Genomic DNA, 19,743 nt, shown 5'->3' on the forward strand with positions numbered 1-19,743 from the left:
AAGTTGGGGGAGTTCACATGTTCGTTTCAGGATGTGTCTAAAGTCCATCCCATCAGATCGTTGGAACGGCCCACCTGCCGTGCCATGCGGTCGCCCACGAATCCCCGGGCGTCGCGCCCGAGGAACTGAGCACGGATGACCCCGTGTTCACATCTGGATGGAGGATTTTCTTGCGTATCAAACGTGCCGCGGTCGTCACCACGGCTGTGCTGATGAGTGCGAGCCTGCTCGCCGCCTGTGGCGGTGGAGGCTCGAGTTCCGGTGGCAGTGCCGACGGGATCTACAGCATCTACATCGGTGAGCCGGAGAATCCGCTGGTTCCCGGTAACACCACCGAGAGCGAAGGCAGCCAGGTCCTCGAGGCCCTCTTCACTCCGCTGGTCACGTTCAACGACGAGGACAACAGCGTCGAGTACAACGGCGTTGCCGAGTCCGTCGAGTCCGAGGACAACACCACCTGGACGGTCAAGCTCAAGGACGGCTGGACGTTCCACGACGGCACCCCCGTCACGGCCGAGTCGTACACCAAGGCGTGGAGCTACAACGCGTTGAGCACCAACGCATTCGGTGCCTCGTACTTCTTCGAGAACATCGAAGGCTACGCAGATCTGCAGGGCAGCGAGACCGCCGAGCCCGTCGCAACCGAACTGAGCGGACTGAACGTCGTCGACGAGACGACCTTCACCGTCAAGCTCACCGGACCGTTCGCCATCTTCCCGCTCACGCTGGGCTACACGGCATTCGACCCGCTGCCCGAGGCGTTCTATGCCGACCCCGATGCATACGGTGCCCGCCCGATCGGTAACGGCCCGTTCAAGGCCGACTCGGACTTCGTTCCGGGACAGGGCTTCACCGTCACCAAGTACGACGACTACGCAGGCGACAACCCCGCCCAGTCCGCAGGCGTCAACTTCAAGGTCTACACCGAGCTGAACACCGGCTACAACGATGTTCAGGGCGGCGGACTCGACGTCATGCTCGACCTCCCCGAGGATGCGTGGGCCACTGCTCGTGACCAGTTCGGTGACCGCTACGGCGAGCGTGCGCGTCCCGACATCACTTCTCTCGGTTTCCCGACGTACGATCCGCGATTCCAGGATCCGAACGTGCGTAAGGCATTCTCGATGGCCATCGATCGTCAGGCCATCGCGACCGCGATCTTCACCGATACCCGTACCCCGGCAGGATCTTTCGCTTCGCCCGTCGTCGACGGCTACCGCGAGGACGCCTGCGGTGCGAACTGTGAGCTCAACCCGGACGAGGCCAACCGCCTGCTCGACGAGGCCGGCTTCGACCGCAGCCAGCCGGTGGACCTGTGGTTCAACGCCGGTGCGGGCCACGATTCGTGGATGACCGCGGTGGGCAACCAGTTGCGTGACAACCTGGGTGTGAACTACGCACTGCGCGGCGATCTGCAGTTCGCGCAGTACCTGCCGTTGCAGGACGCCAAGGGTATGACCGGCCCGTTCCGCTCGGGCTGGATCATGGACTACCCGTCGATCTACAACTTCCTCTCCCCGTTGTACTCGGCAGCCGCAACCCCGCCGGCAGGTAGCAACTACGTCTTCTTCAACGACCCGGCATTCGACGCCGCGTTGGCCGAAGGCAACAACGCTGCAGATATCGACGCTGCAACGGCGGACTACCAGAAGGCAGAGGACATCCTGATCGACCAGATGCCCGCTACCCCGCTGTTCTACGGCCTGAACCAGGCCGTGTGGTCCGATCGCGTCTCCGACGTCAAGATCGACAACCGAGGCAACATCGTTCTCGAGGACGTCGTAGTCAGCTGACGACAAATTCCGGTGGGTGGCAACCATGCGTGATCGGTTGTCACCCACCGGGTCTCGTTCAACCGTGGGTCGGATACGTCTCACGCCGACCTGCGCCGGCAAGACCCGAGGCGCAGGTTCGTCCCTTGTTCAAGGAGAAGACACACAGTGGGTCGCTACATCACTCGCCGATTACTGCTGACGATTCCCGTCCTGATCGGCTCCTCGTTCTTGATCTTCGCGATGGTCTACGCGCTACCGGGTGATCCCATCCGCGCCCTCGCTGGAGATCGCCCCCTCGCCCCCGGCGTCGTCGCCCAGCTGCGAGACGAGTTCAACCTCGACGACAACCTCTTCGTGCAGTACTTCAAGTACATCGGCGGCTTCTTCCAGGGCGACTTCGGTACCGATTTCTCCGGACGCCCCGTCCTCGACACCATCGAGCGGGCACTTCCGGTCACGGTCCGATTGACCATCGTGGCCGTCGTCATCGAGACCGTCATGGGTATCGCCGCAGGCGTGCTCGCCGCCCTCAAGCGCGGATCGTTCTTCGACAACCTGGTGCTCATCTCGACGACACTGCTGGTGTCGGTGCCGGTGTTCGTTCTCGGCTTCATCGCCCAGTTCACTCTCGGTCTCAAGCTGGGGCTCTTCCCGATCTCGGGCATCAACGACGGCTGGTCGAGTTACCTGCTCCCCGGCCTCGTGCTCGCATCGCTGTCGATGGCCTACGTTGCTCGTCTGACGCGCACCTCGGTAGCCGAATCGATGGCCGCGGACTACATCCGCACCGCGAAGTCGAAGGGAATCAGCAACCGGCGCATCATCGTTCGGCATGCGTTGCGCAACTCGCTGATTCCCGTCGTGACCTTCATCGGTGCCGACGTCGGCGGACTGCTGGGCGGTGCCATCGTGACCGAAACGGTGTTCAACCTGCCCGGTCTCGGCCGCGCGATCTACGACGGTCTCGCCCGTCAGGAAGGTGCCGTTGTCGTCGGCATCGTGACGCTCTTCGTGTTCTTCTACATCTTCTTCAACCTCGTGGTGGACGTTCTCTACGCGGTTCTCGATCCAAGGATTCGCTATGAATAAAGAAGATTCGAGCGCAGCTCAGCACGCCGCAGACGAGGGCCAGCCCGGGAACGTCGTCACCGGCGAGGCCGTCGAGTTGGTCGGTCAGGCCAGCCTGTGGGGCAACGCGTGGAAGTTCTTGCGTAAGAGCCCGTTCTTCATCATCGGCACGTTCCTGCTGTTGGTGCTGTTGGTCATGGCGGTGTTCCCGCAGCTGTTCGCCCGGGGCATCGATCCGCGAGTGTGCTCGCTGTCCGATTCCCGTCAGAGCCCCAGCGCTGCACACTGGTTCGGCACCGACGTCCAGGGCTGCGACTACTACGCCAACGTCATCTACGGCGCGCGGATCTCGCTGTCCATCGGTGTGCTCTCGGTCATCGGAGTGCTGATCATCGGCGTCCTCATCGGTGCTCTCGCCGGGTACTTCGGCGGAATCACCGACAGCATCCTGGCGCGCTTCACCGATGTGTTCTTCGGAATTCCGCTGCTGCTCGGTGCCCTGATCCTGCTCACCGTCACTGCCCAGCGCACCATCTTCACCGTGTCACTCGCCCTGGTGGCCTTCGGCTGGATGACGGCGATGCGTCTGGTGCGATCGTCGGTGATCTCGATCAAGAACAGTGAATACGTCCAGGCTGCACAGGCATTGGGAGCGTCGACCTACCGCATATTGGTGCGACACATCCTGCCCAACGCTCTGGCTCCGGTGATCATCTACGCCACCATCTCGGTGGGTACGTTCATCGCGGCCGAGGCGACGCTGACCTTCCTCGGAATCGGATTGCAAGCTCCCGAGATCTCCTGGGGCCTGCAGATCAACCTCGGTCAGAACGTGTTCCTGACGGCACCGCACCTGGTGCTGTTCCCGGCCGCGTTCCTCTCCGTCACGGTGCTGGCGTTCATCATGCTCGGCGACGCACTCCGTGACGCACTCGATCCGAAACGGAACTGACATGAGTATTGCGAAGGACACCGTTCTGAGCGTGACCGATCTGACGGTCGAGTTCGAGGTCGAGAAGGTGTGGCGCAAGGCGGTCGACACCGTCTCGTTCACGGTCGCCTCCGGCGAGGTGCTGGCCATCGTCGGTGAATCCGGCTCCGGTAAGTCGACCACCGCCATGGCCGTCCCGGGTCTGCTGGCCGATAATTCGCGGGTGTCGGGCAGCATCAAGCTGGGTGAGAAGGAACTGGTCGGGCTGCCCGAGAAGCAGCTCGCACCCATCCGCGGCAAGAACGTCGCGGTGATTTTCCAGGAGCCCATGACGGCGCTCAATCCGGTGTACTCGATCGGCTGGCAGATCACCGAGGCCATCCGGGCGCACACCTCGCTGTCGAAGAAGGAAGCGAAAGCGCGGGCCGTCGAGCTCCTGAAGCTCGTCGAGATGCCGGATCCGGAGACGCGGGTCAACTTCTACCCGCACCAGCTCTCCGGTGGTCAGCGTCAGCGCGCCATGATCGCCCAGGCGCTGTCCTCGGATCCGTCGTTGCTGATCGCGGACGAGCCGACCACGGCTCTGGACGTGACGGTGCAGGCCGAGATTCTCGACCTGATGCGGGATCTACGTAATCGCATCGACGCCTCGATCGTGCTGATCACCCACGACATGGGTGTGGTGGCAGACATGGCCGATCGCATCGCGGTGATGAAGGACGGCGTCATCGTCGAAACCGACGCTGCGCGAACCATATTCAAGAATGCGTCACATCCGTACACGCAGCAGTTGCTCGCCTCGGTTCCGCACCTGGGCAGCAGCATCGAGGCCGTGACCGCCGGGAAGATCGCCGAGCCCAGTGCCGTCGAGGAGACCCGAGCACTGAGCATCGTCGACGGTGTCATCGAGTACCCGGGCCGTACCGTGTTCCGAGCCGTCGACGGGGTCAGCCTCGATATCGAGATGGGTGAGGTCGTCGGCCTCGTCGGTGAATCCGGCTCGGGTAAGTCCACGATCGGCAAGGCCGTGGTGGGGCTGAACAAGCTCACCGGCGGCTCGTTGTCGATCGCAGGGGTCGACATCACCAACCTGTCGAATCGTGAACTGCGTTCGGTGCGAAGCAAGGTCGGCATCGTGTTCCAGGATCCGGGTTCGTCGCTGAACCCGCGCTGGCCGATCGGACAGTCGATTGCCGAGCCGATGCTGCTGCACACCGAGCACAGCGCTGCAGATCGAAATCGAAAGGTCGAAGAACTGCTCGACCGGGTCCACCTGTCGCGGACCATGCGCAACCGCTACCCCCACCAGTTGTCGGGTGGGCAGCGTCAGCGCGTCGGTATCGCTCGGGCACTCGCCCTCGAGCCGACGCTGCTGGTGGCCGACGAGCCGACGTCCGCACTCGACGTGTCGGTGCAGGCCAAGGTGCTCGAGCTGTTCAAGGAACTCCAGCGTGAGTACGGGTTCGCGTGCCTGTTCATCAGTCACGACCTCGCCGTCGTGGAGGTGCTGGCCAAGCGCATCGCGGTGTTGAACAAGGGCAAGTTGGCCGAGTTCGGTACGACGGATCAGATTCTGCGTCGTCCGACCAACGAGTACACCAAGCGGTTGCTCGCGGCCGTCCCGGTGCCCGACCCGGCCGAACAGGCCAAGCGTCGTCAGGCGCGCGCCGAGCTGTTGGCGGCAGGGGCGAAGTAGGGGGTAAGGGGAGGGGGTACCGTCGTCTGTCGTGACGGACCCCCTCGCCCCGCTGCTGGAACTACCCGGAGTTCTCGACTCGGCCGAACGTGCGCGCGACGCTCTGGGCGCGGTGCATCGGCACAAGGCCAATCGTCGAGGCTGGCCGGCCACCGCCGCCGAGGCCGCGGTGCGTGCGGCCCGCTCGTCGTCGACTCTCGAGGGCGGTTCGATGGACTTTCCCCGCGAGGGCGAAGAAGGCGACCCCATCCTGGCGGGTGCGCTGCGAGTCGCGGCTGCCCTGGACGGCGACGCATTGCAGAACACGGTCTCGACGTGGAAGCGCGCACCGCTGCAGACCCTCGCACGACTGCACCTGTTGGCCGCAGCCGACCTCGTCGACGACGCCTCCGAGCTCGGCAGGCCCCGCAGCGATGCAGGTGTCGGCGAGCGACTCGACCTGCTCGCTCAACTGGTGACCGGCGGAACCTCTGCCCCGGCCCCGGTGATCGCGGCGGTGGTCCACGGTGAACTGTTGACGCTCAAAGCTTTCGGATCGGCCGACGGCATCGTTGCGCGGGCTGCATCGCGACTGGTGGCAGCGTCGTCGGGATTCGACCCACACAACCTCGGAGTGCCGGAGGTGAGCTGGATGCGTCGGGCAAATGCCTACCGAGACGGCGCGACGGGATTCGCCGAGGGCACGGCAACCGGCGTCGGGAGTTGGGTGATCCTGTGCTGCGGGGCATTCGAAGCCGGTGCAGCAGAAGCGACTTCGATTGCCGAAGCTGCTCAATAGGAGTTGTGCGCACGTAAAAGGGCGGCGATGCCGACTTGCGTCGACGTCGCCGCCCGTTAGCACGGAGCGCCTGGTTACCAAGCGTGCACAGGTGGGCTGTGATGGACTACCACGTGGCCTCGGCGAGAATTCGACGGTGATGAGGTCATCCCTGCAACCGGTGCAGGGTTCTTGCTGATCACTGGCGAATGTCGCAGGCCCACAGCGCTTCTGCCATTAGGTGGCAAGCTCCGCGTGGGTGCCGGTGTCCGTGCTGGGAATCCCGGTCGGGAGAGCGAATCTTCTCTTCCGATTCGTTCTTGGCCTTCCGTTCTTCCGTACGTCATTTGTACCCCGTGACGCTCCTCACATCAAGGGGTTGGGCGTCATCTTTTTCTTCGGAGCAGTCCGTAGGTGATCGCGCCGGCCGCGAGAGCGCTGAAACCTGCTGCGGCACTTGCCGCGACGGTCTTGCCGGACGGTGTCTGGATTCGTGATCGCAGGGAGACCGGGTTGGAGAAGGTGAGAATCGGCCATCCGCGGGAGGCCGCTTCCTTGCGCAGCGCGCGATCGGGGTTGACGGCCGTGGGATGCCCGACGGCGCGCAGCATCGGCACGTCGGTGATCGAATCCGAGTACGCGTAGCTCTGCGTCAAGTCGTAATCGTGTTGCGCGGCCAGCGAGTTCATGGCGTCGACCTTGCCTTCGCCGTAGCAGTAGAAGTCGACCTTGCCGATGTATTTTCCTTCCACGGTCACCATGGTGGTGGCCATGCTGTGATCGGCCCCCAGTAGTTCTGCGATGGGGTGCACGATCTCGTCGCCGGACGCCGAGACGATCACGACGTCGTGTCCGCGGAGCTTGTGGTCGGCGATGAGATCGGCGGCTTCGGCGAACACGAGGGGGTCGACGATGTCGTGCAGCGTTTCGGCGACGACTGCTCGCACCTGTTCGACGTCCCAGCCTGCGGTCATGCTGGCGATGTGCGCACGCATGCGCTCCATCTGGTCGTGATCGGCTCCGGAGAGCAGGAACAGGAACTGCGCGTAGCTGCTCTTGAGTACGGCGCGCCGGTTGATGAGTCCTTGGTCGAAGAACGGCCTGCTGAATGCCAACGTGCTGGACTTGGCGATGATCGTCTTGTCGAGGTCGAAGAATGCCGCGACGCGCGCTGTGCGTCGGCCGGCCGGGACGTCGTCGTTGCTCGCGCTCTGGGTCACGTTTGTCACCATAGTGGCCGGTGGTGACCGGTGGATGTTGCGCGGTGCCACTGGCGGACTCGGCCCGATGCGGTCGAGAAAAACCGACGGTTGAACTTGCAAACAAGGATGTCCACGGGTGTAGTATTTTCTACGAGCCCGGTTCATTCCGGGCGGTGTTCAGCCCGACCCCCCGGGGCTGAACCAGACGACCCTCGCCTCCTCCCCCCCTGGCGAGGGTCGTCCTCTTTTCCGGGGTAGATCGAAAATTGGTACAGCAGTACCGGTATTCATCCACAGGCCCGAATCTATCCACATTTCCCCAAGTCACGCGCATCTCGAGCAGATTCTCACGCACGCTTGGCGCATGGAAACGGACTCGCGGCACCGAATCGCACACCCGGCAGTGACGATGTCGATCGAACTTCGCAGCCTCCGCGAGGACGTCTACCGAATCGCCGCGGCCGCGGATTGTGTTGTGGAAGAGCAGAACTTACTGGTCGGTATCGGCTCGACACGTTCGATGTGGGACCGCTCCGGAACTATTTTGATCGATTTCGAGTCCGCTGAGACGGCAGTGTCGACCGGATTTCCGCGTCGCTCGGGCGTCATTCTGGTCACGGACGCACCGCCGACACTCGACGACTGGCGACTCGCCACATCGCTCGGTGCCGAGCATGTGATCTCCCTGCCGTGGGACGAGGACGCACTCGTGCGCATCCTCGGCGAACCCGCGTCGGCACCGTCGGGAGACGGTGGCGTGATCGCGGTGGTCGGCGCTCGCGGAGGCGCGGGCGCATCCACTTTCGCCGCCGCACTCGGACTCTGCAGCAGCCGCTCGGGCCGACGTGCACTCCTCGTCGAGGGTGACCGGTACGGCAGCGGCCTGGACCTGCTGCTCGGCTGGGAGAGTGCTCCGGGTCTGCGGTGGTCCGGCTTGGTCGTCGAAGGTGGCCGAGTCTCCGGCGACGCTCTGCACGGGGCGCTCCCGTCCCGCGGCGGATTGTCGGTGCTGGCCCTGGGCCGATCCGACGACCGGAGCGTCGGACTCTCCGCCGTCGCCACGGCGGCTGTGCTCGATGCAGGACGCGCAGCGGGTGATCTGGTGGTGTGCGACGCCCCGCGTCATCCCAGCGACGTCTCCGACGCTCTCTACGCCGCGGCGGACCTCGTCGCGCTGGTACTTCCGGCCGAACTACGAGCCGTGACGTCGGCCGAGGCGGTGGCAGCGCATGTGGTGGATCGAAATGCCAACGTCGGCCTGGTCGTTCGTGGGCCGGCTCCTGGTGGGCTCAGAGCCGACGACATCGCCGTTGCCCTCGGGCTTCCGTTGTTGACGTCGATGCGCGCCGAGCCCGGGTTGGCCGAGCGCCTCGAACGAGGAGGTCTGGTGCTGGGCCGACGTTCACCGCTGGCCGCGGCAGCCAACGCTGTGCTCGATACGTTCGCGCACAAGCCCGGTGGACAGCGGTGGGCGGCATGAGCGCCGTCGTCACCGCGGATCTGCTCGACCGCGTCCGTGATCGCTTGGCGGCATCGGCCGACGCTCCGATTCCCGCCACCGTCGCCGCGGCCATTCGAGCGGAAGCAGGTGGAGTCATCGGCGACACCGATATGCTTGCGGCTCTTCGGGTCCTGCAAACCGAGCTGACCGGCGCGGGGCCCTTGGAGCCGCTGCTGTCCGAGCCCGGAGTGACCGATGTATTGGTCACCGCACCGGATCAGGTGTGGATAGATCGTGGACGCGGACTCGAGCGCACCGGAGTTCGATTCTTCGACGAGGCTGCCGTTCGGCGGCTCGCGCAACGGCTCGCCCTCTCTGCCGGCCGTCGACTCGACGACGCGCAGCCCTGGGTCGACGGGCGACTGCCGGGCGTCGGACAGGGGGTGTTCGGCGTCCGTCTGCACGCGGTGTTGGCACCGGTGGCGAGCGGGGGAACATGTGTGTCGCTTCGGGTGCTGCGCCCCGCGACGCAGGGACTCGCTGCTCTGCGTGCATCGGGAGCCGTGACCGAAGACGGGTACGAGCTGCTGCGTCGAATCGTGTTCGGTCGCTTGGCGTTCTTGGTCGTCGGAGGTACCGGTGCCGGAAAAACTACACTCCTGGCCGCTCTTCTCGGAGAGGTGGATCCGGCCGAACGGATCGTCTGCGTCGAGGATGCCGCCGAGTTGGCACCGGATCATCCGCACGTGGTGCGGCTGGTGGCCCGCGCACCCAATGTCGAAGGAGTGGGGGAGGTCTCGGTGCGGCAGCTGGTGCGTCAAGCCCTGCGGATGCGACCCGATCGGCTCGTGGTCGGTGAGGTGCGCGGGGCCGAGGTGATCGACCTGATGACGGCTCTCAACACGGGCCACGACGGCGGAGCCGGAACCATTCACGCGAACTCCCCGTCCGAGGTACCCGCCCGACTGGAAGCCCTTGCGGCACTGGGCGGAATGGGTCGAGACGCGCTGCACAGCCAACTTGCCGCGGCGGTTCAGGTGGTGTTGCACGTCCACCGCAGCGCCGACGGTACTCGACGCCTGCGCGAGATCGGGGTGGTCGACGTCGATCCCACCGGGCGTGTGCACATCGCGCCGGCCTGGTCGGTGGCTGCCGAGGTGACGCCGGGTGAAGGTCGGCTCCTCGAACTGCTCGACCGTCGATGCGGTGACGCCCGATGACGGCCGCGGTGATGGTCCTCGCGCTGGCAGTTGCTCTGTGGCCGAGCAGCTTCCGTCGACTGCCCAGCGAAGTACGGACGGTGTCGGCCACACCCCGATGGCTGGTGCCGGCCTGCTGCGCTCTGGTTGCGGCAGGGGCGGTGTGGTGGTTCGGCGGAATCTGGGCCGTGAGCGCAGCAGCGGTTGCGGGTGGTACCGGATGGCGGCGCTATCGTCGGCGACTCGAACGCGATCGGCGGGCCGAGGAAGTGAACTGGCTCGCAACCGGAGTCGAGGTGGTCATCGGTGAGCTCCGCGTCGGGTCCCATCCGGCCACGGCCAGCGCGGTTGCGGCGGACGAGTGCGGCGGCATCGCGTCGACGGCACTGCGCGGCGCAGCGTCGCGGGCCAGGCTGGGCGGCAGGGCCGCCGACGGCATCGCTGCGTCCGATTCGTTGCTGGACGCGGAGCTGGCCCGATTGGCTGCAGCGTGGCGGGTAGCAGACGAGCACGGACTCGCACTCGCCGAACTGCTCGACTCCGTCCGAGAAGACATGCTGGGGCGCAGACGATTTCGCGAACGGACCGATGCATCGCTCGCCGGAGCCCGTGCCACCGCGCTGGTGCTGGCCGGTCTACCGATCCTCGGAGTCGCGCTCGGTCAGCTGATGGGAGCCGATCCACTGCAGATCCTGCTCGGCGGAGGGCTCGGCGGAATGCTGCTGCTCATCGGCACGGCTCTGGGCTGCGCGGGACTGCTGTGGACCGACGCGATCACCGGCAAGGTGACGACCTGATGTGGGCGACGGTGCTCTGTCTGGCAACGGCACTGATGACGCTGCCCACGGTCGCGAGCGGATTGCACAGGCTGGCGCCCGACGGTCGTGCGGATGCCGACGCCGACGATGCGCCGCCTCCCGACCCGCTCGCTGTGGCCACGACCTTCGATCTGCTCGCCGCATGCCTACGTTCGGGCCTGCCCGTGGCGATTGCTGCTGCGGCAGCGGCACATTCTGCTCCGATCTCGTTCGGTGTCGCGCTCCGCAAGGCCGCCGACCTACTCGAACTCGGTGCCGATGCCGCCACCGCGTGGGATGCCGTCGCGCAGGATCCGGAGACCGAGGCTCTGGCGAGGATGGCACGGAGATCTGCCCGAGCCGGGTCGTCCATGGCGTCGGCGATGACGGAACTCGCTGCAACCCAACGAACTCGGGCCGAAGACGCATCGGCCGCTGCCGCCGAGCGTGCCGGTGTGCTGATCAGCGGGCCGTTGGGGTTGTGCTTTCTGCCTGCCTTCATCTGCCTCGGCATCATCCCCGTGGTGATCGGCCTGGCGGGCAACGTACTGGGCGGCGGTCTGCTGTGACCGCCGCGCACACAGAATTCCGATGCGGAGATGCCGCGTCGGAGAAAAGGGAGGGGAATCGAGATGATCGAGAACGCACTGCAGGAGTTGAAGACTCGAATCATGCTGTTCGGCGTGGAGGACGACGGCATGTCGACCGCGGAGTACGCCATCGGCACCATCGCGGCCGCGGCGTTCGGGGCGGTGTTGTACACGGTGGTGACCGGCAACAGCATCGTGACGGCGTTGACGGGGATCATCGATCGAGCGTTGAACACTGCCGTCTGATCTTGGGCGATGATGACGGGGCCGTGACGGTGGAGGCGGCGTTCGCGATTGCGTCCATCGTCGCGGTGATCGTGGTGTGCATCGGGGCGATCGTGTCGGTGACGATGCACATCGGGTGCGTCGATGCAGCCAGGGAGACGGCTCGACTGGCGGCCAGAGGGGATGCGGACCGGGCTGTGACGGTGGGGGAGAGGGTGGCACCGGACGGTGCGCGCATCACGGTGACCGAGGACGGGGAGTTCTTCGTCGCGAGGGTGGAGGTGGCGAGTCCGCTGCCGGGATTGACGTTGTCGGCTGAGGCGGTTGCTGCTGCGGAACCGGTTGCGGCCGAATGAGGCTCGGTCTCCGGACGGCGCTGCGTGACGACGAGGGTGGGGCGACGGTGTTGGCCGCTTTGGCGATGTCGGCGTTGATTGCTGTGGTGGTGATGGTGATCCATGTCGGCTCGGCTGTGGGTGCTCGTCATCAGGCGCAATCGGCGGCCGACCTCGCGGCGCTGGCAGGGGCCGGGGCGCTGGACCGTGGGGTGGCCGATGCGTGCGAGACGGCGCGTGGGTTGGCGGTACGAATGGGGACTCAGTTGCGGGAGTGCACGATCGACGAGTGGGACGTGATCGTCACGGTGGGCCAACCGGTGTTCCTCGGGCGCTTCGGAATGTCCGACGCCATCGCCTCGGCTCGGGCGGGTCCGGGGTGATGCCGGCCGGGCTCGTTTGTCAGGTGCCGATATGTCGTCCCGATCGTCCGAGCCGAACCGATTCTGGCAGTGCCCGCGTTCGAGCGCGTGGAAGCCGAACTCGCCAACCGAGCGAACCGCAAGGGCCCGACGAAGCGGTCCCAGTCGCTGCTACTCCAGATCATCAAGTGCGGGTCTGCGGAAGCCCCGCCTACCGAGGCAACAGGCGGCATCGGGCGGACGTGCGGTATCGGTGCGCAACGCCTCAGTACAAGTCGACGTGCGGGAACCGAACGATCAGGGAGGACTACGCAGACGACGTTGTGGAGTCGCTACTGGTCACGATGCTCGGAGAGTCCGAGCGAAACGGATGACTCTGGGATTCGGGCTCGGACCGCTCCGCAGAGCTGGACTCGACCTTGACCGACCTCATCGGGCAGCTCGGTACAGGGCCGTTCAAGGGCGCGACTCCGCAGAAGGCGAAGCTGGAACAGCGGATAGCCGAGCTCGCTGCTCGGCAAGAGGGGCTGTCCAAGGCCGAGACCAAGGCTGCTGGCTGGACTTGATAACCGGCAGGAGAGCTGTTCTCGCAGTGGTGGGAGCGTCAGACAACTGAGCAGTTGAACATCTGGTTTCGGACGATGAGTGTGGAGCTGACGTGGACGTTCGATGACGATGCAAGGATCCGAATCTGAAGCTCGACCTTGGGGATCTGGAGACGATGACCGAGCAGCTTGGTCAGAAAGGCGTGGTTGTCGAATGGCAGGGTGTCTTTGGCTTGATGAACAGCCAGGGGATCAAATCGCTCGAGCTCTGAACTACCTCCGGCTCGGCTTAGAGCCCCGGCTCGAACTTTCCGTCTCCTCGGGTGATGGATTATCGGCGGGAATCGGGTCTACTCCCTCCGTGGCAACCTGTCGCGTCCAAGGTAAACGGAACCGCTTCTTCCGCTCCGCCCGTTTAGCACCTTCCGCCTGGACATTCAGATCCCCCATAAAGGTGTCAACCAACGCGGCCTTGATCGGCAGCATCTCTGTCGCCTTTTGCAAGAAGTCGGGTTTGCCGAGCGACCTGGCTGTTTTATTTATAGCGAGGTGAAACGTTGCGAATGCTCCGAATGAGCTTTCCATGCCTAGTAGCTGTAGTCGGGCAAGCATCACCTTTCGTTCGTCGTGCAGTTCTTGCAGGCGTTGGCTGCACGCTGTGATCTCGTCCGCGGTCCCACGGGTCCGAGCCTTCGCCGCTTCCCTGGCCGCTTGGTGGCTGCGCTCGGCCAGCTCGACGGTTACGGCGAGCGCGGTCACTCGTTCCGTGCGTCGGTGTCTTGCATGCTCTGCAGAAATTTGGCGCTCGACGTTTTGTGCAGTGGAGTGAATCTGCTTTTGTACGCCGCGCCAAGCGATGCGTGCAGCCAGAAGCGCAATCAGCGCGGCGATGATCGTGGCGACGGGCTGGGTTAACAAGCCGGGATCAGGTGGAACGAGACGATCAAGAAGCTCGGAAGGGATCGTCACTTGCGGCTCGACTACGACGGTAGGGGCCGGGACGACAATTGCCGGAGGCACCTGCTCCAACGACTGCGAGTTCATTTCCTGAGCTTCCAATTACGTTCGATGCGCGCAGTCTCCTCGGACAGTGTTCCGGCCACGTTCTGCCTCCGCGCCTTCCGTTGTTCGTCCGTCACGATTGGCAGGCGGGGGCCTTCGATCACCGCGATCGCTTCACTCGTCATGTAGGGGCGAAGCTGTTGATACCAACCCATACTGGTCACTGCGACACCAGTTCGTCTGAAAGCGGCCAGACCTTCCCTTGCCTGAGTCAATATACGAAGCTGATGCTGCATCTTGATCTGCCGCTTGTCGATCGCCCACCTCGCCCACGGGGCGAGGAGTGCCGATACTGCACCCGTCGCAAGACCTGCTCCGCCCCCGATTGCCGCTGCCCAAAGCTCGCTGCTCATCGCAGCAATGTATAGGTGAACTCGGACGATCTTCGCGTCGACCCTCGTTGGGGTCGCACCAACCCGGCGTGCGGCATTCGTCGTTCGCGCTCGTTGGCGGGCTCCCAGTGACCAACCGTCTTGCGGACGATCAGGTGGGGCGCGATAGCTTTGCCCGATGAGCGAATCTCCAGATCAAGCCATCGCTATTGGCAACTTCCTTGAGTTCAAGTCAAGCAATTACCCGAAACTATCGGAGGACGAGGCTTTCGAGCGGTTCGCCTCCAGTGTGCTGCTCAGGCAGTACGGTGCCGATCATGCAGACATCGAGCGCGGCCTTGTGTCTGGGACCAACGACGGCGGGATTGACGGCATCTTCCTGTTTCTGAATCGCCGTGAACTAGTTGATTCAGACTCGGTCCGGCTGACGAGGCGCAAGGCTGCCCTCGCCGGTTTGCAGACCGGCATGTCATTGGACGTCGTCGTGGTCCAGACTAAGAAGGAAAAGAAATGGGATTCAAACGTGCTCCCAAAAATCGAGAGTACGTTAAAGGTCATCTTTGATGACAACCAGTCTGCCGCAGACCTGAGATCGTTTCCTCTTAACGACGACATTATCGAAAAAGCGATGACGTGGCGGACACTGCGAGCAAAGCTTGCAATGCTGGTGCCAGTCGTCCATTTCCACGTCTACTACGCCACCTTCGCGCCACAAGGGAACGTGGACAAGTACATGCAGACGAAGTCCAAGCAGCTAAAGGACTGGCTGACCGGCTGCTTACCAACGGGAAGTACAACTACGGTGGAATATGTGGGCGACGCGGAGCTGGTTACCCGGTTGCGTGTTAGCACCGATTTCATGGCAAAGCTCGTGCTTACGAAACCGCCAGTGCGGCAAGCAAATGCATTGGTAGGGCTCGTCTCGATCAAGGACTACATCGACTTCCTGCGATACGAAAAATCTGCGACCATTCGGGAGGAGATGTTCGCGGTCAACGTGCGGGACTACGCTGGCGCGAATGTCAGAGTCAACGACGCAATTGGGATGACCTTAGAGAGCAATTCTGACTCCGCCTTCTGGTGGCTGAACAACGGAATAACGGTGATCGCGGACAAGGCAAACAACCCACTTGAGCTAGAATGGGTTCTGACAAACCCTCTGATCGTCAACGGTCTCCAGACCTCTCACGTCATCCACGAGCAAGCCGTCGCGAAGGCCATAACTAGGAATCGGCTCAAGGAATCCATTCTCGTCCGCGTTATCACCGAGTCCGATCCCGAGGTGCGTGAAGCAATCATCAGTGGAACGAACAATCAGACGGCGATTGCCAGTCTTCAGCTACACGCCAATGACGAGAAGCAGATTCGAATCGAGCAGTTTCTGCACTCGCACGGTTGGCACTATGAACGGCGGCGATACCAGTATCGCGGCGTAAAGGTGGCAGCTAGCAAAATTCGCAATATGACTGAGGTGGGCCAGGCCGTGATGGCGATTCGCCTTCTTCAGCCCGATACAGCCCGGGCGCGCCCAGCATCTCTGCTCGGCACAGACCTAGGGTGGATGCGGGTCTTCAAACCTGACGATTCGGAGGAGCTATATCTGAAAGCATTGATGGTTGTCGATGCGGTCGACGACTACCTCAGGACGCCCGCCGCGAAAGCCGTTGCCGACGACTCAACCAACGCGCGTTTCTATCTGGCCTCCGGATACGTCCTGCAGTCGTCGGGGGTCACCAAGCTCGAAGACTATGAGAAGGTTCCGATCGGGAAGCTCAAGGACAAGCCGACTCAGTCCACGCTCACTTGTCTGCACAAGTTGCTAAATGAGGAGGTTAATAAGATCGACGACGGCAAGACTGCCCTGGACCGCATTTTCAAAGGCCCGAATCTTAAGAGTGCCTTCTTCAATAGAATTGTTAGCCAGCCGTAGCCGCTCGGGGCTGTGAGCGCCGGCGGCGGCTGGACGGGGTAGGAAGGTTCTGAGGGCACCCGTACGTAGCCGACGAAATCGTCAGGCCTTTGACCCCTCTCGCGCTTTGTGATCCGCGCTGACGGAAAGCCTCCCACACAGCGAGGGGCTCACGTCCAAGTCACGCGGGATTCGTCGCGTCTAGCCTGCGTCCCCGAGAAGGACGACGCCCCAGCGCGCTTGGAATCCCCGTACTGCTTGCGCACTGCTCTTTTCATCGCCAAGTAAACCGTCAGGGCAAATTTTCGATCGCGAATGGGTGTAAACACTAGCGGTCGAGTACACGATCGGTACCGTCGCCGCCGCAGCGGTCAGGGTGGGGTGCTACTACCTGCTCAAAGGTCGCATGTTCCTCCGCATGCCAAGGGTGTGGAGCAGCAAGCGGGAATTCCTGAAAAGCGTTGCCTCTGAGGCTAATTTCGAGCTCGTCATGCCTCGATGCTGATTCCTGCTTGAAGGTCAGTTGCACGCATGGAATGCGCTCCGTAATGCCGCTGGGAGTCCGGAGCTGGCTACCGTCCGCTGGGCCGCCTTGATGGCTCGATGAGAAGCTGCGTGGCGTGCGATGATGTTCAGCTGTGTTCGTACACCTGTCGGGATGGCGCAGACCTCGATGCAGGAATGTCCCTTGGTCCCGGAGAAGCACTGTTCGTGCCCGGTGTGCGGCTGTACTCGGTTCCATTCGCGCGCAGGCAGCGATCGCCCGCCCAGGGCAGAGTCCAGAGCAGCAGCCGAGGCGTAGCGTTCGACTGAATCTCGCGCAATCGACTTGTTGACGATGTCTCGCAGGCCCTGCGGAACGTGGGGTGCCACGTCCCAGACATCAGGTTGAGGTGCCGACCATACATCGCCGTAAGACGACGCTCCCGGCACGGGCTGGGCACCAGCGAACATCCAGAACAGGGTTGCGCCAAGGCTGTAGACGTCGGCCGCAACGCCGTAGACACGCAAGTTCGTCGGGTTTTGACCGGGTGCTCCAATGCGTGCAACTTCTGGTGCCATGGTCGGAATGCTTCCGGCGGCGTCGGCCAGTCGGTTTGCGTCCTGGAGCTGGGCGAGCCCGAGGTCTCCGACTAGAACGTCCTGACGATGGTTGATGAAGAGGTTCTCGGGTTTGATGTCGCGGTGTAGTAATTTTTGATCATGGATGCGGGCGACACCCTGGCACGCTTGCCGGGCCCAACGAACGGCTGTGCTGATCGGGACTCCGACGTCTGGGTCGATCTGGTCTGCGATCGTGCCGTGCGTTGCCAGATCTGTCACGACGTAGGGGCGTCCGCCAGCGAGGCCCGCGTTCAAGACCTTCAGGACGTACTCACCGTCGAGTTGCTTGAGGATTTGTGCCTCGGTCCACGGGCCCGCCACCGTCTGCTTGTGGATCTTGAGGGCGCATGACTCCTTAAGATAATGATCGAAAACCTCATACACCTCACCAAATTTTCCGCTCCCCAGAGCCTTTCGTATCTCGTACCGGCCATCGACGATCTGTGCCGTCGGCGGAATTGGTGCCGTCATGGCGAGATCCTACGCATAATGTGTGGATGCGGGTGATGGGTTTGGCTCTGAGTATCAGCGGCAAGAAGATCACGGTGGCAGCCGTGATTCTCGACGATCATGCGCGACCGGAAGACGGGTTCGACAGGCAGGCCGTCAGCGTAGAGAACAGCTTCGACGTTAAGGCGGACGAGGACGACCTCGCTGTTCGGCTGGGAGACGTAGCCAAATCAATCAGCGGCAGAGCCCGTTCCATCGCGCCTGATGGCGTGGTGGTTCGTCGAGCTGACCGGCCCCAGCGTCCTTCTAACCAGGATGGGCCACGGCTGAGGCTGCTGGCGGAAGGGGCTGTTACGGCGGCGGTGCACGAAGTTGTTCGCAACACCGTTATTCGCAACGGCAAGGACTGTGGAGCGGCGTTCGGCACCGTGAAGGAGAAGCTGGACGAGGAGGCGCAAGCCATTCTTAGCGGGAAGTACAAGGAGGCGACAGCGGCGGCGTTGTCGGGTCTGGCGGGTAACCGCATGACGGTCTAGGGCACTTCGTGGATGTCCGGTCCCAGATGATTCGTGGCGATCGCGGCGTACTCCTCGGTGATCCGCTCGGCCTTCCGGGCCATTTCGTGTTCGGCCTGAAGAGCGGCGACCGCGTCCGCCAGCAGGCCAGTCAGCTTCTCGTTCTGCCGTCGTTCCATTGTGAGCTGATCGCGCGCGACATCGAGGGCGAGCTTCATCCGGTAGGCATCGTCTCGCAACGTCGCCTCGCTGACCGTGTGAGATCCGCCGCGTCGGCCAGCGTGCCCCGCTTCCCAGGATTCCAGCGACGAGACGAACACCCGAGGGGCATTGCGGGGCGCACGTGTTCCCGATGGTTGCGGCGGGCCATAGAGGTCTCTTGCCTTGAGCATCTGGTTGATGCGCTGCCGCGAGACGCCGAGGCGCGTCGCTGCGTCCCGGATCGTCACTGCCTCGTCCACACCTCAAGGATCGCGCAAGGCCGATAGGTAAGCAACTTGCTTAGCAATGTCCTTTCGATCCGGGTCTAGGAAAGGCATACTTGCTGATATGAGCACTCCGGTTAGTCTCCTGGACCGGGTTTGCGCAGCACAGACGGCGAACAGTGCGCTGCGTGGCAATGATCTAAGGAAAGCTGGGCGCAAGGTCGCTGCCCTAGCCACTCGTGACGGCTGTGCGCTAATGGCGGTCGACGATGCCGGAGAGCGGCTCATAGCGGCGGCCCTTCTCGCCGACGACGCCGTGCGCACTGTCGATACCTCTCGCCGCCTCGACGACCAATCCGTTCTCCTCGTCGCTGGCTTTCTTGCCGGGACGACCGGAATCGCGCAGAAGGCAGATCTGGCGCGAGCTCTTGGAGCAGCACACGTCCAGGCAACCGTCTTAGGTGACGAGCGCGTGAGTGTGCACGGGTGCGATCGCGTAACGTCGCTGAACTTTCGGCCACACCTGGTCGCGCTATAACTAATGGATCACCTGCGATCAGAAGCAGGTTCTGCGACCGAGTGGACCGAGGTCGCGTGAAAGCCCACCACGGGCTGTGGCCGCGTCTCGACTGGGTGCGATTCGTGCTGGCGCGCAGGCTCAAGGCCATGGGGTCGAAGGAGTATCAGACCGATGGTGACCCGCGTTCGTACGGTCCCGGGTTCGATGTTGCGACCGATTCTCAGGCGGTGTGTATGCGCCGTGGTATTGGTGCAATCCACGCGTGGAGTTCGTGAACTCGATGTCGGACCTGTTCCACGCCAAGGTGTCGCTTAGCTTCGTGCGAGACGTGTTCGATGTCATCGCCGATACGCCGAGGCACAACTACCAGGTGCTGACGAAGCTGTCGGCACGGTAGTCCGTCTCGCGCTTGGCCCGCACGTCTAGCGCCACCTACGTATTTGGTCGCGGTTGCTCGGGCGCTTCGGAATGTCCGACGCCATCGCCTCGGCTCGGGCGGGTCC

Annotated in this window: 22 protein-coding genes and 1 pseudogene; 17 read left to right on the forward strand and 6 right to left on the reverse strand. The window is 63.4% G+C overall.

Annotated elements, in window-relative coordinates:
• The first annotated feature begins 170 nt into the window (after window positions 1–170).
• From CH251_RS04890 to CH251_RS04910, 5 genes are all read left to right on the forward strand, one after another.
• The gene (locus tag CH251_RS04890; protein WP_094612172.1) at window positions 171–1,793 is read left to right on the forward strand and encodes an ABC transporter substrate-binding protein; all 1,623 of its coding nucleotides are present in this window, start codon (window positions 171–173) and stop codon (window positions 1,791–1,793) included.
• A gap of 147 nt (window positions 1,794–1,940) precedes the next feature.
• Window positions 1,941–2,864 carry an ABC transporter permease gene (locus CH251_RS04895; protein WP_094612081.1) on the forward strand — a complete coding sequence of 308 codons (924 nt, stop codon included), beginning with the start codon at window positions 1,941–1,943 and terminating at the stop codon, window positions 2,862–2,864.
• Window positions 2,857–3,795: an ABC transporter permease gene (locus CH251_RS04900; RefSeq protein ID WP_094612082.1), complete on the forward strand. Its 939-nt coding sequence runs from the start codon at window positions 2,857–2,859 to the stop codon at window positions 3,793–3,795. Before CH251_RS04895 ends, CH251_RS04900 begins: the two co-directional genes overlap by 8 nt.
• A 1-nt stretch (window position 3,796) precedes the next feature.
• The gene (locus CH251_RS04905) at window positions 3,797–5,470 is read left to right on the forward strand and encodes an ABC transporter ATP-binding protein (RefSeq protein WP_094612083.1); all 1,674 of its coding nucleotides are present in this window, start codon (window positions 3,797–3,799) and stop codon (window positions 5,468–5,470) included.
• Window positions 5,471–5,501: 31 nt separating this feature from the next.
• A complete protein-coding gene (locus CH251_RS04910) occupies window positions 5,502–6,248 on the forward strand; it encodes a hypothetical protein (RefSeq protein ID WP_032395248.1) in 747 nt (248 codons plus the stop codon).
• 365 nt (window positions 6,249–6,613) lie between these two features.
• Here CH251_RS04910 and CH251_RS04915 read toward each other — a convergent pair whose 3' ends face one another.
• Window positions 6,614–7,459, reverse strand: coding sequence for an HAD family phosphatase (locus CH251_RS04915; RefSeq protein WP_256978835.1), 846 nt, complete (start codon window positions 7,457–7,459; stop codon window positions 6,614–6,616).
• 334 nt (window positions 7,460–7,793) lie between these two features.
• On the opposite strand from CH251_RS04915, the gene ssd reads away from it, so the two are divergent.
• The 9 genes from ssd to CH251_RS27385 all read left to right on the forward strand — a co-directional run bounded on the left by ssd (window position 7,794) and on the right by CH251_RS27385 (window position 12,944).
• Window positions 7,794–8,909 (forward strand): septum site-determining protein Ssd, encoded by a 1,116-nt coding sequence (gene ssd, locus CH251_RS04920; RefSeq protein ID WP_094612084.1) that lies wholly within the window; start codon window positions 7,794–7,796, stop codon window positions 8,907–8,909.
• The gene (locus CH251_RS04925) at window positions 8,906–10,090 is read left to right on the forward strand and encodes a TadA family conjugal transfer-associated ATPase (RefSeq protein WP_094612175.1); all 1,185 of its coding nucleotides are present in this window, start codon (window positions 8,906–8,908) and stop codon (window positions 10,088–10,090) included. The genes ssd and CH251_RS04925 overlap by 4 nt, the downstream gene beginning before the upstream one ends.
• Window positions 10,087–10,866: a type II secretion system F family protein gene (locus tag CH251_RS04930; RefSeq protein WP_094612085.1), complete on the forward strand. Its 780-nt coding sequence runs from the start codon at window positions 10,087–10,089 to the stop codon at window positions 10,864–10,866. The genes CH251_RS04925 and CH251_RS04930 overlap by 4 nt, the downstream gene beginning before the upstream one ends.
• Complete coding sequence (locus CH251_RS04935; protein WP_094612176.1) at window positions 10,863–11,435, forward strand: type II secretion system F family protein; 573 nt, start codon at window positions 10,863–10,865, stop codon at window positions 11,433–11,435. Before CH251_RS04930 ends, CH251_RS04935 begins: the two co-directional genes overlap by 4 nt.
• Before the next feature lie 63 nt (window positions 11,436–11,498).
• On the forward strand, window positions 11,499–11,702 hold the full coding sequence (locus CH251_RS04940; RefSeq protein WP_032395244.1) for a DUF4244 domain-containing protein: 204 nt from the start codon (window positions 11,499–11,501) through the stop codon (window positions 11,700–11,702).
• A gap of 2 nt (window positions 11,703–11,704) precedes the next feature.
• Window positions 11,705–12,037, forward strand: coding sequence for a TadE family type IV pilus minor pilin (locus CH251_RS04945; protein ID WP_256978836.1), 333 nt, complete (start codon window positions 11,705–11,707; stop codon window positions 12,035–12,037).
• Complete coding sequence (locus CH251_RS04950) at window positions 12,034–12,399, forward strand: Rv3654c family TadE-like protein (protein ID WP_094612086.1); 366 nt, start codon at window positions 12,034–12,036, stop codon at window positions 12,397–12,399. Before CH251_RS04945 ends, CH251_RS04950 begins: the two co-directional genes overlap by 4 nt.
• Window positions 12,399–12,752, forward strand: coding sequence for a zinc ribbon domain-containing protein (locus CH251_RS28210; protein WP_094612087.1), 354 nt, complete (start codon window positions 12,399–12,401; stop codon window positions 12,750–12,752). The genes CH251_RS04950 and CH251_RS28210 overlap by 1 nt, the downstream gene beginning before the upstream one ends.
• 45 nt (window positions 12,753–12,797) lie before the next feature.
• The gene (locus tag CH251_RS27385; RefSeq protein ID WP_179273612.1) at window positions 12,798–12,944 is read left to right on the forward strand and encodes a hypothetical protein; all 147 of its coding nucleotides are present in this window, start codon (window positions 12,798–12,800) and stop codon (window positions 12,942–12,944) included.
• Window positions 12,945–13,196: 252 nt separating this feature from the next.
• On the opposite strand, the gene CH251_RS04960 is transcribed toward CH251_RS27385, so the two are convergent.
• Window positions 13,197–13,967 carry a hypothetical protein gene (locus CH251_RS04960; protein WP_094612088.1) on the reverse strand — a complete coding sequence of 257 codons (771 nt, stop codon included), beginning with the start codon at window positions 13,965–13,967 and terminating at the stop codon, window positions 13,197–13,199.
• Window positions 13,964–14,338: a hypothetical protein gene (locus tag CH251_RS04965; RefSeq protein ID WP_094612089.1), complete on the reverse strand. Its 375-nt coding sequence runs from the start codon at window positions 14,336–14,338 to the stop codon at window positions 13,964–13,966. Before CH251_RS04965 ends, CH251_RS04960 begins: the two co-directional genes overlap by 4 nt.
• Window positions 14,339–14,495: 157 nt before the next feature.
• Between CH251_RS04965 and CH251_RS04970 the strand changes: the two genes are divergently transcribed.
• Window positions 14,496–16,247, forward strand: coding sequence for an AIPR family protein (locus CH251_RS04970; RefSeq protein ID WP_094612090.1), 1,752 nt, complete (start codon window positions 14,496–14,498; stop codon window positions 16,245–16,247).
• A gap of 498 nt (window positions 16,248–16,745) precedes the next feature.
• On the opposite strand, the gene CH251_RS04975 is transcribed toward CH251_RS04970, so the two are convergent.
• Window positions 16,746–17,801, reverse strand: coding sequence for a serine/threonine-protein kinase (locus tag CH251_RS04975; protein WP_094612091.1), 1,056 nt, complete (start codon window positions 17,799–17,801; stop codon window positions 16,746–16,748).
• 26 nt (window positions 17,802–17,827) lie between these two features.
• Here CH251_RS04975 and CH251_RS04980 point away from each other — a divergent pair, with 26 nt between their 5' ends.
• Window positions 17,828–18,316: a hypothetical protein gene (locus CH251_RS04980; RefSeq protein ID WP_094612092.1), complete on the forward strand. Its 489-nt coding sequence runs from the start codon at window positions 17,828–17,830 to the stop codon at window positions 18,314–18,316.
• Here CH251_RS04980 and CH251_RS04985 read toward each other — a convergent pair.
• Window positions 18,313–18,744 (reverse strand): hypothetical protein, encoded by a 432-nt coding sequence (locus tag CH251_RS04985; protein ID WP_143537911.1) that lies wholly within the window; start codon window positions 18,742–18,744, stop codon window positions 18,313–18,315. The genes CH251_RS04980 and CH251_RS04985 overlap by 4 nt on opposite strands.
• A 229-nt stretch (window positions 18,745–18,973) precedes the next feature.
• Complete coding sequence (locus CH251_RS04990) at window positions 18,974–19,162, reverse strand: hypothetical protein (RefSeq protein WP_094612094.1); 189 nt, start codon at window positions 19,160–19,162, stop codon at window positions 18,974–18,976.
• 99 nt (window positions 19,163–19,261) lie between these two features.
• On the opposite strand from CH251_RS04990, the pseudogene CH251_RS04995 reads away from it, so the two are divergent.
• A pseudogene (locus CH251_RS04995) lies at window positions 19,262–19,634 on the forward strand (DUF5131 family protein); the annotation flags it as partial.
• Window positions 19,635–19,743: the final 109 nt, after the last annotated feature.

It is taken from the genome of Rhodococcus sp. 06-462-5, assembly GCF_002258315.1.
In the GTDB taxonomy this organism is placed as follows: domain Bacteria; phylum Actinomycetota; class Actinomycetes; order Mycobacteriales; family Mycobacteriaceae; genus Rhodococcoides.